This window comes from Kitasatospora sp. NPDC001683 (assembly GCF_053596495.1).
In genome coordinates this window covers 14514-28804 of sequence record NZ_JBSFGK010000040.1, presented here as the reverse complement: position 1 = coordinate 28804, position 14291 = coordinate 14514, and the positions used below count along the sequence as shown (strand labels likewise).

Annotated in this window: 12 protein-coding genes; 7 read left to right on the top strand and 5 right to left on the bottom strand. The window is 72.8% G+C overall.

Annotated features, from left to right (window positions below):
- Positions 1 to 23: 23 nt before the first annotated feature.
- On the bottom strand, positions 24 to 1382 hold the full coding sequence (locus ACWCYO_RS21870; protein ID WP_270149336.1) for a D-alanyl-D-alanine carboxypeptidase family protein: 1359 nt from the start codon (positions 1380 to 1382) through the stop codon (positions 24 to 26).
- Between the two features lie 159 nt (positions 1383 to 1541).
- Here ACWCYO_RS21870 and ACWCYO_RS21865 point away from each other — a divergent pair, with 159 nt between their 5' ends.
- Complete coding sequence (locus ACWCYO_RS21865; protein ID WP_270149338.1) at positions 1542 to 1739, top strand: hypothetical protein; 198 nt, start codon at positions 1542 to 1544, stop codon at positions 1737 to 1739.
- Positions 1740 to 1754: 15 nt separating this feature from the next.
- On the opposite strand, the gene ACWCYO_RS21860 is transcribed toward ACWCYO_RS21865, so the two are convergent.
- Complete coding sequence (locus ACWCYO_RS21860; RefSeq protein ID WP_449785144.1) at positions 1755 to 2516, bottom strand: TetR/AcrR family transcriptional regulator; 762 nt, start codon at positions 2514 to 2516, stop codon at positions 1755 to 1757.
- A gap of 91 nt (positions 2517 to 2607) precedes the next feature.
- On the opposite strand from ACWCYO_RS21860, the gene ACWCYO_RS21855 reads away from it, so the two are divergent.
- From ACWCYO_RS21855 to ACWCYO_RS21845, 3 genes are all read left to right on the top strand, one after another.
- The gene (locus tag ACWCYO_RS21855) at positions 2608 to 3462 is read left to right on the top strand and encodes a siderophore-interacting protein (RefSeq protein ID WP_449785143.1); all 855 of its coding nucleotides are present in this window, start codon (positions 2608 to 2610) and stop codon (positions 3460 to 3462) included.
- 458 nt (positions 3463 to 3920) lie between these two features.
- On the top strand, positions 3921 to 7406 hold the full coding sequence (locus ACWCYO_RS21850) for a S8 family serine peptidase (protein ID WP_449785142.1): 3486 nt from the start codon (positions 3921 to 3923) through the stop codon (positions 7404 to 7406).
- A 169-nt stretch (positions 7407 to 7575) separates the two neighbouring features.
- Positions 7576 to 8544, top strand: a complete 969-nt coding sequence (locus ACWCYO_RS21845; protein WP_449785141.1) for an alpha/beta fold hydrolase — start codon at positions 7576 to 7578, stop codon at positions 8542 to 8544.
- A gap of 7 nt (positions 8545 to 8551) precedes the next feature.
- On the opposite strand, the gene ACWCYO_RS21840 is transcribed toward ACWCYO_RS21845, so the two are convergent.
- The 3 genes from ACWCYO_RS21840 to ACWCYO_RS21830 form a co-directional block, all read right to left on the bottom strand.
- Complete coding sequence (locus ACWCYO_RS21840) at positions 8552 to 9976, bottom strand: vWA domain-containing protein (protein ID WP_449785140.1); 1425 nt, start codon at positions 9974 to 9976, stop codon at positions 8552 to 8554.
- The gene (locus ACWCYO_RS21835; protein ID WP_449785139.1) at positions 9973 to 10863 is read right to left on the bottom strand and encodes an AAA family ATPase; all 891 of its coding nucleotides are present in this window, start codon (positions 10861 to 10863) and stop codon (positions 9973 to 9975) included. The genes ACWCYO_RS21840 and ACWCYO_RS21835 overlap by 4 nt, the downstream gene beginning before the upstream one ends.
- Positions 10864 to 11042: 179 nt before the next feature.
- Positions 11043 to 11711, bottom strand: coding sequence for a Tat pathway signal sequence domain protein (locus ACWCYO_RS21830; RefSeq protein ID WP_270149353.1), 669 nt, complete (start codon positions 11709 to 11711; stop codon positions 11043 to 11045).
- Between the two features lie 282 nt (positions 11712 to 11993).
- Between ACWCYO_RS21830 and ACWCYO_RS21825 the strand changes: the two genes are divergently transcribed.
- From ACWCYO_RS21825 to ACWCYO_RS21815, 3 genes are all read left to right on the top strand, one after another.
- Positions 11994 to 12746, top strand: coding sequence for a TetR/AcrR family transcriptional regulator (locus tag ACWCYO_RS21825; RefSeq protein ID WP_270149354.1), 753 nt, complete (start codon positions 11994 to 11996; stop codon positions 12744 to 12746).
- A 140-nt stretch (positions 12747 to 12886) separates the two neighbouring features.
- Positions 12887 to 13540 carry a DUF6230 family protein gene (locus tag ACWCYO_RS21820; RefSeq protein ID WP_270149355.1) on the top strand — a complete coding sequence of 218 codons (654 nt, stop codon included), beginning with the start codon at positions 12887 to 12889 and terminating at the stop codon, positions 13538 to 13540.
- A 2-nt stretch (positions 13541 to 13542) separates the two neighbouring features.
- Positions 13543 to 14133: a DUF6114 domain-containing protein gene (locus ACWCYO_RS21815; RefSeq protein WP_333493526.1), complete on the top strand. Its 591-nt coding sequence runs from the start codon at positions 13543 to 13545 to the stop codon at positions 14131 to 14133.
- Positions 14134 to 14291: the final 158 nt, after the last annotated feature.

Genomic DNA, 14291 nt, shown 5'->3' with positions numbered 1-14291 from the left:
GCCCGACCCCGGACTCGCGCAGGTCAGTCGTCCCGGCTGGGGCGGCGGCCGTGCAGCAGGGAGCGGGCGCGCCGGGCCAGTCGGCGGTGGCTGCGGCCGCCGACGCCGGTGGAGCCGATGCTGGTGCGCCCGGCGCCGCCGGGGCCGCCGACCAGGGTCGGCGCCATCAGCGCGGTGCGCGCGGTGCGGCGGCGGGCGGCGGTGCGGGCGGTGAGCCAGACGGCGAGCACGGTGGCGAGGGCGGCGCCGGACCACAGGGCGGGCGCCACCCCGGAGGCGCCGTGTATGACCGGCGGCCGGGACCAGGGCGGCAGCCCGGCGTCGCCCTCGCCGGTGGGCTCCGGGGAACCGGCGGACGGAGAGCCGCCCGAGTCACCCGCGGTGGGCTTCGGGGCGAGCTCGTCGACCAGCTGCCCGACCGGCTGGACCTTGCCCGCGGCAGCGAAGCCCCAGTCGAGCAGGCTGGCGGCCTCGTCGTACACCTTGCCCTGGGCCGCGGGGTGCATCACCGTCACCAGCAGGGTGCGGCCGTTCCGTTCAGCCGCGCCGGTGAAGGTGGCGCCCGCGTTGGTGGTGTAGCCGTTCTTGACGCCGATCAGGCCCGGGTACTTGCCGAGCAGCCGGTCGGTGTTGGCGATGTCGTAGGTGGTGCGTTGGCCGGTGGTCTTGTCCAGGCCGCCGGGGAAGGGCGCGGTGCGGGTGGAGCAGTAGGAGCGGAAGTCGGCGTTGCGCAGCCCGGCGCGGGCGAACAGGGTGAGGTCGTAGGCGGAGGTGACCTGGCCGTCCATGTCGTAGCCGTCGGGGGAGATCACCTTGGTGTCCCGGGCCTGCAGCGACTGGGCGCGGGCCTGCATCTCGTCGACGGTCTGCTGGACGCCGCCGTTCATGTGCGCCAGGACGTGCACGGCGTCGTTGCCGGAGCTGAGGAAGACGCCGCGCCAGAGGTCCTCGACCCGGTACGGCAGGTTCTCCTTGACGCCGACCAGGCTGCTGCCGACGCCGAGGTTGGCGAGGTCGTCCGCGGTGACCTGGTGTTCCAGGGAGCGGTCGAACTTGGGCAGCACGGTGTCCGCGAACAGCATCTTGAGGGTGCTGGCCGGCGGGAGCGGCTGGTGGGCGTTGCGGGCGGCGAGCACCTCGCCGGTGCCGGCGTCGGCGACCAGCCAGGAGCGGCCGGTCAGTTCGGAGGGCAGTTTGGGCGCCCCGGCCAGCGGCTCGACCTGGACGTCCGGACGGCCGAGGCGCTCGCCGCCCACGGTGGAGGAGGCGGTGTCCTGGGCGAGGGCCGCCGGGGCACCGGCGGCGAGCACCAGGGCGGCGGCGGAGGCGGCCGCGATCCTGGCGACGGACGGTGTCTTCTGCTGCACACGCTTTGACTGCACACCGCGAACGTACCGGCGCCGCCGCCGGGCCGCCGTGCCTGCTGCTCCGTCCGGACGGAGTGCGGAGCGCGACTTCGGTCGGTGCCGTGCGACTTTGGTCAGGGCCGGTCGCGCCGAAAGTCGGTTGGGCGGGCGGCGCCGGATTCCTAGGCTCGGGGCATGAAGAACCTGCTCGGCTACCTCGGTTTCGTGCTCATCCTGGGCGGCGGCACCGGCCTGCTGTCCGACCGGCTCGGGGGTTTCCGGCTGTTCGGCTTCGTCCGCTTCCTGGTGCCGGACGGCCACGAGACCGCCGGGTACGCCGTGCTGCTGGTGCTCGGCGTCCTGCTCGCGATCCCGGCCGCCCGCCGGGGCTGACCGGGCGCTTCGGGGTCAGCGACCGGCCCCCGACGCCACCCCGTCGAGCAGCACGGCCAGTCCGGTGCGGAAGGCCTCCCGGGCGCTGTCCTCGGGCGGGCCGCCGACGGCGCTCTGCAGGGCGGTCAGCAGCGGGAAGCGCTGCGGGAAGTCCGGTGCCAGCTCGGCGAGTCGGGCCGAGCGGGCGTTCCACCAGTCCTCGTCGGCGACGCCGGTGGCGGCCGCCGCGCCGCGCGTCTCCGCGGCGGTGGCGGCCGTGCCGCGGACGAACTGCCAGAGCGCGGCGACCGCCCCGCGCAGCCGTTCCGGGGCCAGGGTGGCTGGCTGAAGGGCGGTCAACAGTCCTTCCATCGCGGAGAGTTCGGCCGGGCCGAGGACAGGGCGGGCCTGCGAGACCTGGAGCACCCAGGGGTGGCGCAGGTAGCAGGCGTACAGCTCCTCGGCCCAGGCGGTGACGGCGGCCCGCCAGTCGTCCAACGGCGGTGGCTGGCCGGGGAGTTCAGCGAGGACGCGGTCGTGCATCAGGTCGAGCAGCTCGGCCTTGCCGGGCACGTAGGTGTAGAGCGCCATCGCGGTGCGGCCGAGCCGTTCGCCCACGGCGCGCATCGACAGGGCGGCCATCCCTTCGGCGTCGGCCACCGCGATTCCGGCGGACACGATCGCGTCCACACTCAGGCCCGGTTTCGGACCGGTGCGCCCGGTGCGCGCTTCCCCGGGGCGACCCCAGAGCAGGGCGAGTGAGCGATCGGGGTCTCCCTGCCCGGCGTAGACGGTCATCCAGAATCTCCTTATGGCGTAAAGTATCCGTTCCGATGATAACTCTTTATGCCGTAAGGTTATCAGCATTCCGTACCGAAGGGGTTTCGCGATGACACTGCCCGTCACCTTCGTCGAGGTCATGGCGGTCGACCGGATCACGCCGCGCACCGCCCGGGTCACCTTCGAGGCCGAGGACCTGGCCGACACCGTGGGCGCGACGCCCGATCAGCAGCTCAAGCTCTGCTTCCCGCGCCCCGGGCAGCGCGGGCCCGCGCTGCCCGCGCAGCAGGACGACCCGATGGGCTGGCACCAGGCCTACCTGGCCGTCCCCGAGGCCGAACGCCCACTGCTGCGCAGCTTCACCCTGCGCCGCCGGCACCCCGGCACCCGCCGGATCGAGGTCGACTTCGTGCTGCACGGCGACACCGGCCCGGCCGCCGCCTGGGCGCTGCGGGCCGCGCCGGGGGACCGGCTCGGCCTGGTCGGCCCGTCCGCGCTGTACGCGCCGCCGGTCCCGTTCGCCGAGGCCGCGGCGGCGGCCGACCGGGTGCTGCTGGCCGGGGACGAGAGCGCGCTGCCGGCCCTCGCGACGCTGGTGGAGGCGCTGCCCGAGGGGGTGCGGGCGCACGCCTGGATCGAGGTCGCGGACCGGGCGGAACGTCAGGAGCTGTGCAGTCGCGCCGAGCTGGAGGTGCGGTGGCTGTACCGCGACGGCGCGGCCCCGGGCGCCCTGCTGGCCGGGGCGTTCCGCGACGGCGTGCTGCCGGGCGGTCGACCCTTCGTCTGGCTGGCCGGGGAGGCGGGGGCGGTGCGGGCGGTGCGGCGGTGCCTGGTCGAGCAGCACGGGGTGGCGAAGTCGGACATCGACTTCACGGGGTACTGGCGCCACCGGCTGACCCAGGACGACGCGCCGACGGACGAGGACCTGGCGGACGCCCGGGAGCGGCTGGCGGCCTTCTCCTGACGGTGGGAAAGCGCCGGGCGGCCGGGGCGTGGACGAACTCCCCGGCCGCCCGGGCCGGTCCGCCGCACTGTGGTGTTTCGATCGCGGTCGAGGGGGAAGGAAGGGTCGCAGTGTCGACAAGTAGGCAGCCGGTGGCGGTGTTCCGCCGGTGGCCAGAGTTCGCCACTGACGCTTTTTGCTGGCGGATCAGTCAGTTCTCACCGTTCTCTGACCCGTCCTGATCGGCTCTGAATCGGTGAAAATGGGGCGGACGCGGCCGGATTTATACTGTGTATTTTACTTTCTGATGGTCATTTTTACTTCCCGATGGGGATTTCCCCCTCTTGTCGCGGTCGTGGCGGATGCGCTGGAATGCGTCCGCTGTCGGGACGCGCGGTCCGGAGCAACCACGCGTCCGACCAGGATCCGGGTACGCTCAGCCGTGCAACCTGACGTCTCATCAGACGAAAGGATGTCCATTGATCGGCTGGCGCAAGACCCAGCTAGCAGCCGCCGTCACCGTCACCGCCGCGTCCATGGTCCTCAGCCTCGGGACCATCGCGAGCGCAGCTCCGGCCCAGGATCCGCAGAACGCCCAGGCGGCGTCCTCGGACGGGGCGCCGGCACCGGTGATCGTGATCCTGAAGGACCAGATAGCGGACGCCCCGGCCGACCACGGCCACCTGGGCGCCCGCCAGCAGAAGACCGCCAGCTCGCAGGCGCCGCTGCTGGACAAGGTCAAGGCCAACGGCGGCACCAACGTCAAGAGCTTCGTGGTCGGCAACGCCTTCTCGGCCACGGTCAGCCCGGCCCTGCGCGCCAAGCTGCAGGCCGACCCGGCGGTCGCCGCCGTGGTGGCGGACACCCAGGTCCAGGTGGCCCCGGTCGCCGCGACCACCGCCAAGAAGGCGGACACCGCGGCCGCCGCGTCGGGCAAGTCCGACGGCGCCTCGCAGGCCGTTACGGGCAGCAACGGCCAGGCCTCCCAGGAGAACGCGACCAACACGGTCTGCCCCTCCGACCCCGCCAAGCCGCTGCTGGAGCCCGAGGGCCTGTACTCGGTGCGCGCCTACAGCGGCAACGGCAACCCCGGTGTGGAGAACCTGGCCACCGGAAAGGGCGTCAAGGTCGCCTACATCGCCGACAGCCTCGACCCGAACAACCCGGACTTCATCCGGGCCGACGGTTCGCACGCCGTGGTCGACTACCAGGACTTCGCCGGTGACGGCTGGGGCGCGCCGACCGGTGCCGCCGAGGCCTTCGGCGACGCCTCGGCGGTCATCGCCCAGGGCCGTCAGACCTACGACGTCTCGAAGTTCGTCAACTCCTCGCACCCGCTGCCGGCCGGCTGCAACATCCGCATCCGCGGCCTCGCCCCGGACGCGGACCTGGTCGCCCTGAAGGCCGGCGGCGAGATGATGTCGAACTCGTCGATCCTGCAGTCCATCGACTACGCGGTGCGGGTCGCCCATGTCGACGTGCTGAACGAGTCCTTCGGTGGCAACGTCACCCCGGACAGCGGCGCCCACGACACCATCTCGCTCTTCAACGACCAGGCCGTCAAGGCCGGTGTCACGGTCTCCGTCTCCTCCGGTGACGCGGGCATCAGCGGGACCATCGGCACCCCGGCCACCGACCCGAACGTGATCGCGGTCGGCGCCTCCACGGACAACCAGAACTACCAGCAGACCGGTTACGCGGCCTCCCAGTTCTCCAACAAGACCTGGAGCAACAGCCGCATCTCCGCGCTTTCCTCGGGTGGCTTCACCCAGGCCGGCCGGACCGTCGACCTGGTGGCCCCGGGTGAGTCGGACTGGGCGCTCTGCACCCCCGACACCACCAAGTACACCGAGTGCACCGACTTCAACGGCAAGCCCTCGGGGATCCAGCCCTTCGGCGGCACCAGCCAGGCCGCCCCGTTCGTCACCGGGGCCGCGGCCCTGGTCATCCAGGCCTACCGCGACACCCACGGCGGCGACTCGCCGTCCCCGGCGCTGGTGAAGAAGTTCATCACCGGCACCGCCACCGACCTCGGCGTTCCGGCCGAGGAGCAGGGCGCCGGTCTGCTGAACGTCCGGGCCGCCGTCGAGGCCGCCCGCGGCTACGACGACGGCGACGGCACCGACGGTGCCAGGACCGTCGTGGTCAACACCGGCCAGCTGAACATCTCCGGCACCCCGGGCTCGACCCACACCGCCGACATCTCCGTCACCAACACCAGTGACGAGACCCAGACGGTGAGCGCCGCGACCCGCAGCTTCGCGCCGCTGGCGAACAACCAGCAGACCGTCAAGCTGGACTCGGCCTCCACCGACACCTTCAAGTACGCCACCAACGGCGCCACCTGGGTGCAGAAGCAGGTCAAGTTCACCGTCCCGGCCGGCGCCGACCGCCTCGCGGCCTCGATCGCCTGGCACGGTGGCCCGAACCCGGTCACCAACGGTCCCGTGGTCCGCATGACGCTGCTCGACCCGTCGGGCCGCTTCGAGACCAACACCCGTCCGCAGGGCGGCGCCACCCCGGCCAACTTCGGCCTGGTCGACGTCCCGCACCCGGTGGCCGGTGAGTGGACCGCGGTCCTCTACACCCCGGCGGGCAAGGGTTACACCGGTGACGTCCAGTTCGGCACCTCCACCCAGCGCGCGGTTCCGGCCGGCGCGGTGAGCCCGAACAGCACCGACGTCAAGCCGGGTGAGACCAAGACCCTCAAGGTCCAGCTCACCACCCCGGCGACCAGTGGCGACTCGAGCGAGGCGGTCACCGTCTCCAGCTCGAACGGCAACACCACCAGCGTTCCGGTGATCCTGCGCAGCCTGGTCCCGGTCACCAACGGCACCGGCACCTTCACCGGCACCATCACCGGTGGCAACGGCCGCGGTTCCTCGCCGACGCAGAGCTTCACCTACGGCTTCGACGTCCCGAAGGGCCAGAAGGACCTGCGGGTCGGCGTGACCGTCGCCAAGGACGCCAACCTGCTCATGCAGGGCGCGCTGATCAGCCCGAACGGCACCCCGATCGACATCGAGGGCAACGGGCTGTTCGACGCCCAGGGCAACCTGACCGGCACCGGCAACGGCGTCTCGGCCACCACCGTCAACCCGGCCGAGGGCCACTGGCGGTTCGTCCTGAACGTGCTCGGCCCGGTCAGCGGCCAGCAGCTCGCCCAGGACTTCACCGGCACCATCGCGTTCAACCAGAACCAGGCCACCGCGGCCGGTCTGCCGAACGACGCGAAGACCAAGCTGGCGGCCGGCAAGCCGGTCACCGTCACGGTCAACTACACCAACAACACCGCGGCCACCCAGCGGATCGCCGCCGACGGCCGCCTCGACAAGCGCGTCGACCTGCCGCTGGTGCCGCAGGGTGCCTCGGCCTCGGTCAACCTGCCGCTGAGCCTCACCTCCTCGGTGCCGAGCTTCCTGGTGCCGCCGGCGACCGACCAGCTCAAGGCCGTGGCGGCGTCCTCGACGCCGGCGCAGGTCGAGCTGAACGCCACCACCGGCTCGCCGGACCTGTTCGGTGACCTGAAGAAGGCCCAGGACGGCTCGACCATCTCGGTCGCCACCGCCAAGGGCAGCGCCGAGCAGCCGGTCGTCCCCGGTGCCTGGGGCACCTTCGTCCAGCAGATCGGTCCGTTCGGCAACGGCAGCGCGCCGGCCGGCACCTCCACCATCACCGCCACCGCGCACACCCTGGCGTTCGACCCGGCGCTGACCTCCAGCACCGGTGACCCGTACGCCTCCGGTGTCAACGCCTCGGCCGCGGCCGCCGCCCCGGTGACCGTCGCCCCCGGCGCCACCGGCTCGCTGCAGGTGACCGTCACCCCGACCGGCCCGAAGGGCAGCACGGTCAAGGGTGTGCTCTACCTGGTGTCCGGCCCGACCTTCGTGCCGACCGCCAACAACAGCCTCGGCACCACCGGTTCGGTGCTCGCGGCGATCCCCTACAGCTACACGGTGAACTGACGCTCAATCAGCTCAGCGCGTAAGCCTGAGGCCGAGGCCGTCCCGGAGTTCCGGGGCGGCCTCGGCTGCTTGGTTCGGGGAGGAACTCCTGGGGGTTGCGGGGTCGTTGAGCGGGCAGGAGGGTCGCAAGGACTTCGAAGGACCCAACCGACCGATTCTGGAGCGGGAGTTGAACGAGGCGATCAAGCACAGCCACGTCGAGGTGAACGGCGTCCGGCTGCACCTCGCGGAACAGGGCGAGGGGCCGCTGGTCCTGCTGCTGCACGGCTTCCCGGAGAGCTGGTACTCCTGGCGCCACCAGTTCGCCCCGCTCGCGGCGGCCGGGTACCGGGTGGTCGCCCCCGACCAGCGCGGCTACGCCCGCAGCTCGCAGCCGCAGGACGTGGACGAGTACAGCCTGCTGCACCTGGTCGGCGACGTGACCGCGCTGATCGGGGCGCTGGGCGCGGAGCAGGCCGTGGTCGTCGGGCACGACTGGGGCGCGCCGGTCGCCTGGACCACCGCGGCGCTGCGGCCGGACCTGGTGCGCGGGGTCGCCGGGCTGAGCGTGCCGCCGCTGCCGGTCGGCGGGCCGCCGCCGCTGCAGGGCTTCCGGGAGAACTTCGGCGAGGGCTTCTACATCAACTACTTCCAGCAGCCCGGCCGCGCCGACGCCGAACTGGCCGCCGACGTCAGGTCCAGCCTGCGCCGCATCCTGTGCGGCATCCAGCCGGACGGCGTGCCGCGCCCGTGGATCGTCCCCGAGGGCAAGGCCCTGCTGGACACCGTCCCCGAGCCGGAGAAGCTGCCGGACTGGCTCACCGACGCGGACCTGGACGCCTTCACGGCCGACTACGCGACCCACGGCGAGCGGGCCTTCACCGGCGGGCTCAACTGGTACCGCAACATGGACCGCAACGCCGAACTGCTGGCCGCCTTCACCGGCATCACGGTCGAGGTGCCGGCGCTGTACGTCGCGGGCGAGCAGGACCTGGTCAACGCGATGGTCCCGCCGGAGGCGCTGACCCACCTGCTGGGCCGGCTGCCCAGGCTGCACCGGCACCTCCGGCTGCCGCAGACCGGGCACTGGACCCAGCAGGAGCGCCCGGCCGAGGTGACCGAGGCGCTGCTGGACTTCCTGAGCAGCCTGGAGGACTAGGCACGCACTACACCGGCAGCAGGCGGGCGATCAGCTCGCCGAGGCGGCGGGCGTTGCGGCAGGAGTGCATCTCCACGACGTCCGCGTACGCCGGGGCGGCGGAGTCGCCGGTCGACCAGAGGGCGGGCTGTTCGGGGTTGAGCCAGAACACCCGCCGGGCCCGGCCGGCGATCCGGCGCAGTGCGTCCAGGTTGGGGTCGCGGTGGTTGTTGCGGGCGTCGCCGAGGACGAGCACGCAGGTGCGCGGGCCGACGGCGTCCAGGTGGCGCTCGGCGAACTCGCCGAGGGCGGAGCCGTAGTCGCTGTTGCCGTGGTAGCCCATCACCTTGGCCTCGGCGAGGATGCGGGCGGCGAGCCGGGCCGGGTCGTCCTGGCCGCGCCGCAGCAGGTCGGTGACCTCGGCGGTGCGGTTGACGAAGGCGAACACCCGTACCTTGCTGAACTGTTCGGCCATCGCCTGCACCAGCAGCATGGTGAAGTCGGCGAAGCCCGCCACCGAGCCGGACACGTCGCACAGCAGCACCAGCTCCGGCCGGGCCGGGCGGCGCAGCCGGTAGGCCGGGCGCAGCGGCACCCCGCCGGTGGTGAGCGAGCGGCGCAGGGTGCGGCGCAGGTCGATCCGGCCGCGGGCGGCTCGGCGGCGCCGGGCGGCCAGTCGGGTGGCGAGTTTGCGGGCCAGCGGGTGGACGGTGCGGCGCAGTTCGGCGAGCTGCTCGCGGCCGGCGGACAGGAAGTCGATCCGGTCGGCGGTGGGGGCGACGGCGCGCTCCGCGATCCGTTCGGCGCCGCGCAGTTCGGCGACCCGGCGGCGGGCCTCGCCGCTGACCTGGGCGCGGAAGTCCCGGATCCGGCGGCGGATCTCGTCTGCGAGGACGCGGTCGGAGAGGTCCGCCGGGCTCTCCTGGCGCAGGGCGGCGAGGATCCGGGCGAGCAGGGTCTCGGGGGAGAGGCGGCCGAGCGCCTGGTGGGCGGACCAGCCGTCCGAGCCGGGGGCGCTGCCGGTGCCGTACCGGCCGAAGGCCTCGACCACCTCGGCGGCCAGCCGGGCCTGGGCGGCCCGGTCGTCGGCGGCCAGGGCGGCGGCGAGGCGCTCGCGCAGCCGGTCGCGCAGCGGGTCGGGGCGGCCGAAGCGGGGCGGCTCGGTCTCGTCCGGCAGCGACGGCGGGTCGGCGCGCAGGGCCTCGGGGGTGCCGACGCCGAGCGGGAAGAACAGGTCGAAGGCGGCGTCGAAGACCGTCCGCTGGCCGTCCGAGCGCAGCAGGGCGGCGGCCAGCCCGGCCCGCATCTGCTCGCGGTCGGTGAAGCCGAGCACGTCGAGCACGGCGGCGGCGTCCACCGTCTCGGCCGGGCCGATCCGCAGGCCGTGCCCGCGCAGGGCGCGGACCAGGCCGGTCAGCCGGGCGGCGGTGTCGGCTGCTGGTGGGGTGGTCACGCGAGGGTGAGCTTCTGGGCGGCCTTGCGGACGTCGTCCTGGTGCTTGAGGACCACCCCGAGGGTGTCCCGGACGACCGTCTCGTCCAGGCTGTCGGCGCCGAGCGCCAGCAGGGTGCGGGCCCAGTCGATGGTCTCGGCGACGGACGGCGCCTTGCGCAGTTCCATCGTGCGCAGCGCGCCGACCACCCGGACCAGCGAGGCGGCCAGGGTGTCGTCCAGGCCGGGCACTTTGAGCCGGACGATCCGCCGCTCCAACTCGGCGTCCGGGTAGTCGAGGTGGAGGAAGAGGCAGCGGCGGCGCAGCGCCTCGGAGAGCTCACGGGTGGCGTTGGAGGTGAGCAGCACGAAGGGGCGGCGACTGGCGGTGATGGTGCCGAGCTCGGGGACGGTCACCTGGAAGTCGCTGAGCACCTCCAGCAGCAGCGCCTCCACCTCGACGTCGGCCTTGTCCATCTCGTCGATCAGCAGCACCGTGGGCTCCTCGCCGCGGATGGCGGTGAGCAGCGGGCGGGTGAGCAGGAACTCCTCGCCGAAGATGTCGCTGCGGGCCTGGTCCCAGCCCTCGTCGCGGCCGGCGGTGATCCGCAGCAGCTGCTTGGCGTGGTTCCACTCGTAGAGCGCGCGGGCCTCGTCGATGCCCTCGTAGCACTGCAGCCGCACCAGCCGGGCGCGGCCCAGTTCGGCGACGGCCTTGGCGAGTTCGGTCTTGCCGACTCCGGCGGGGCCCTCGACCAGCAGCGGCTTGCCGAGCCGGTCGGCCAGGAAGACGGTGGTGGCCACGGCGGTGGAGGCGAGGTAGCCGGTCGTGGCGAGCCGTTCGGCGGTGTCCGCCACCGAGGTGAAGAAGCCCGTGCCGTCGCCGTTGCCGCTGCTGCCGCTGGCCATCTGACCCGCCCCGTTCCGGTTCGTGGCCCGTTCCTTCGGGCCCGTGCGGCGCCACCCTACCGGCCGGTCACCTGCCTGTCTGCTGGTCGCTGGGGGTGGGCACGCGCGGACTCGCGCGGTTGAGCGGCGTACGGCCCGGGGGGTCGCACGCCGCGCGTGCGTGCTGCGGCCCGGTGGTGTCAGTTGACGTACAGGACCGGGTTGCCGGCGGCCGAGCTGTCGGTGACCGGGCCGTAGGTGGCGCTGAAGTAGCCGGTGGAGAAGCACAGGCCGGGGCCGTCGACCAGGGTGGCCGGCTGGTCGGTGAAGCTGATGGAGCTGTTGCTGTTCGAGGTGGTGCCGGTGATGCCGTTGGGGCTCTGGTAGACGCAGTTGATGGTGCCCAGCAGGGTGTTGAGGACCACCGTGATGCCCACCGGGCCGGCGCTGGTGCCGTTGAGCGAGACGTTGCCGGAGCCGGAGGTGACCGTGTTGGTGTACGGCAGGCTGGTGGCGGTGACGCTCTGCACGCTCATGACGCCCATGACGCTGGAGGTGCAGGAGTCGAAGGACTGGCTGTTGAGCTGCTCGGTCGCGCTGCCGGGGGCGGCCGGGTTGGACGTCACGGTGGCGGAGAAGGAGGAGTTGGCACAGCTGACGCCGTTGGTGCTGCCGGGGCCGTCGGTGAAGGTGGCGGCGGTGCCGGAGGCCAGGTTGGCGACCAGGGTGTCGCCGACGGCGATGGCCGGGCCGCTTGCGCTGCCCTGGGTCATGACGGCGGCGGCGTCGGCCTGGGCGGGTGCCACGGCGGCGCCGGTGAGGGCGATGGCGGCGAGGGATGCGGCTGCGAGCGTGCGACGGATGCGCATGAGGGTGCCTCTCTCCGTCCGGGGACGGGTGGGGGATCCCCGCGTGCGGGTGTGGTGGTGGGCACGGCGGGGGAGGTGCATGGCGTGCCGGAGCTCCGGCGGACCGCGGGTCGGGGCGGGGCCCGGCGCCACGGGCCCGCTCGTGCGGTACGGCGGTGTTGCGTGCAGTGCGGCGGTGTTGGGTTCGGCCGGCGGCGGCCTGCGGCACCAACCGGTTGGAAACCTGGCAGTTTTGTAAACCGGGTGTTGCGTCAAAGTCAATACAGGACACAGGAGTTGGTGATGGATCCCAAGTACCCGAGGAGTGCCGACCTGATCCTGTTGCCGGGTGCCCGGACCGGGCGGGATCCGGCCAGGTCGATCAAGCCGGGCCCGCGCCGGCAGCCCGCCGGAGTGGTCGCCGCGACCCAGCGCGAGCGGCTGTTGGACGGTCTGGTCCGGACGGTGGCCGAACGCGGCTACCAGCGCGCGACGGTGAGCGACATCTGCCGGGCGGCGGGGGTGACCAGGCCGGTCTTCTACGAGCTGTTCAGCGGCAAGGAGGACGCCTTCCTGGCCGCGCACCGGCACGGCACCGGGGTGGTGATCCGGCGGATGGCGGCGGCCTTCGCGGCCGAATCCGACTGGTGTGCCGGGATCCGGGAGGCGCTCGGGGCGATGCTGCAACTCCTCGCCGGGACACCGTCCTTCGCGACCATGGCGGTGATCGAGATCGAGGCGGTCGGGCCGGCCGGTCGGCGCGAGCGTGATCAACTCCTCACCAGATTCCGGGCGTTCTTCGCCGAGGTGCCCCAACTCCCGGGCGGCGTCGGGGTGCAGGAGATGGTGGATGCGGTGGTGGGTGGCGTCTACAGCGCGGTCTACCGGCGGATCGCCTCCGGCCGCACCGATCAACTGACGGAACTGCTCCCGGTGTTGAGCATGTTCTGCCTCGCTCCCTTCCTCGGCCCGGCCGAGGCGGACCGGCGGCTCGGGTCGAGAACTGGTGAAGATCCTTCGTGCACCCGTATTGACCCGGCCACTACCGGGCAGTAGCTTCCCAGTTACTCATCGCGCCCAGACCGGACCCGCTCCGCCGCCCAGCGGCCGAGGGCCCGGTCGGGACGCGCAACGCTGTCCGCGCCAGGGCAACGTGCCAGTGCCTGCACACCCGTTTCCATCCACAGGGAGCACACATGGCCATGTCCGAGGACGCCGCCGCCGCGGCGGAAACCCCGACACCGACCGGAACCAGAAGAGGCCGGGTCCGGATGAAGCGCTCCGCCCTGATGGCCGTACCGGCCATCGCGGTCGGGGGCATCCTGATGACCCTCACCGCCCAGGGCGTGCTCGCCGCGCAGTTCTCCATCTCCGGCATGCCGTTCACCATCACCGCCGACAAGCTGGAGGGCGACGGCTTCGCCCAGTTCGGCTCGTTGGACCACATGATCCCCGGCAGCCCCAACCAGGGCCACACCGGCGGGCAGGTGCTGGTCGCGGTGTCGGCGATCAAGACCGCCGAGATCACCAACCTGTGCCAGAGCGTCGACCTCGGTGGCGTCAACCTGCTGATCCGCGCGGGCGACAGCGGCACCCCGGTGACCGCCTCCGACCTCACCACCGACTCCGATCTGCTCTCCGGCGACGCGGAGTTCAAGAACATCGAGATCGGCCGCGACGCCAGCACCTTCGACAAGGCCGGCGACATCGGCAAGGGCGGCAAGGGCGTCTTCGGCCAGCAGGCCGACCACGTCCAGCTGACCCACCTCAACCAGCACAACTACGCGAGCACCGCCGTCGGGTTCAAACTGCCCAACCTGCGGCTGAGCTTCAGCTCCAAGGGCTGCTGAACATGTCGGAGTCCGTACCGGAGCCGGCCGTGACCGGCGAGGGCGCCGCGGCCCGGACCGAGGCGGTGGCGGCCCAGGGGACGGCCGCCACCCCCGCCGCGGCCACCGCCCCCGCCGTCGACCCCGCCGCAGCTCCCGCTGCGTCCGAAGCGTCCGCTCCGACCGCTGCGCCCGCGAGCCCCGCGGGCCGGGTCAAGCGCGACTGGCGGGGCAGGCGGCCGTTCTGGGGCGGGCTGCTGGTGACGCTCGGCGGCGCCGAGATGCTGTTCACGCTGTGGGCCCCGCTGCCCCTGCTCCTGCACATCTCGCTGGTGGGCCTCGCCGGGTACCTGGTGCCGGTGGTGATGGTGCTGTGCGGCCTGCTGATCCTGTTCAACCCGGCGCAGCGGCTGTTCTACTCCATCCTCGCCGTGCTCGCCTCGCTGGCCAGCTGGGTGACCTCCAACCTGGGCGGCTTCCTGATCGGGATGCTGCTCGGGGTGGTGGGCTCCTGCCTGACCTTCGGGTGGCTGCCCGACCAGCCGCTGCGCCGTGGGCGGCAGCGGCGGGAGGACCGGCGCGCGCAGCGCCGGGCGGCGCGGGCCGGGGTCTGAGGGCAGGGGAGGCTTGCTTCGCCGGGAGTCATCGGCGGCGCCCCGTACGACCGGTGGTGGGAGAGCACCGGTCGTACGGGGCGTTCCGCCTGCCTGCCCGTACGACACGGAGGGTCGATGGTCCCGGGTGCGTCCGGGGCCACCGGCCCTTCTCGCCT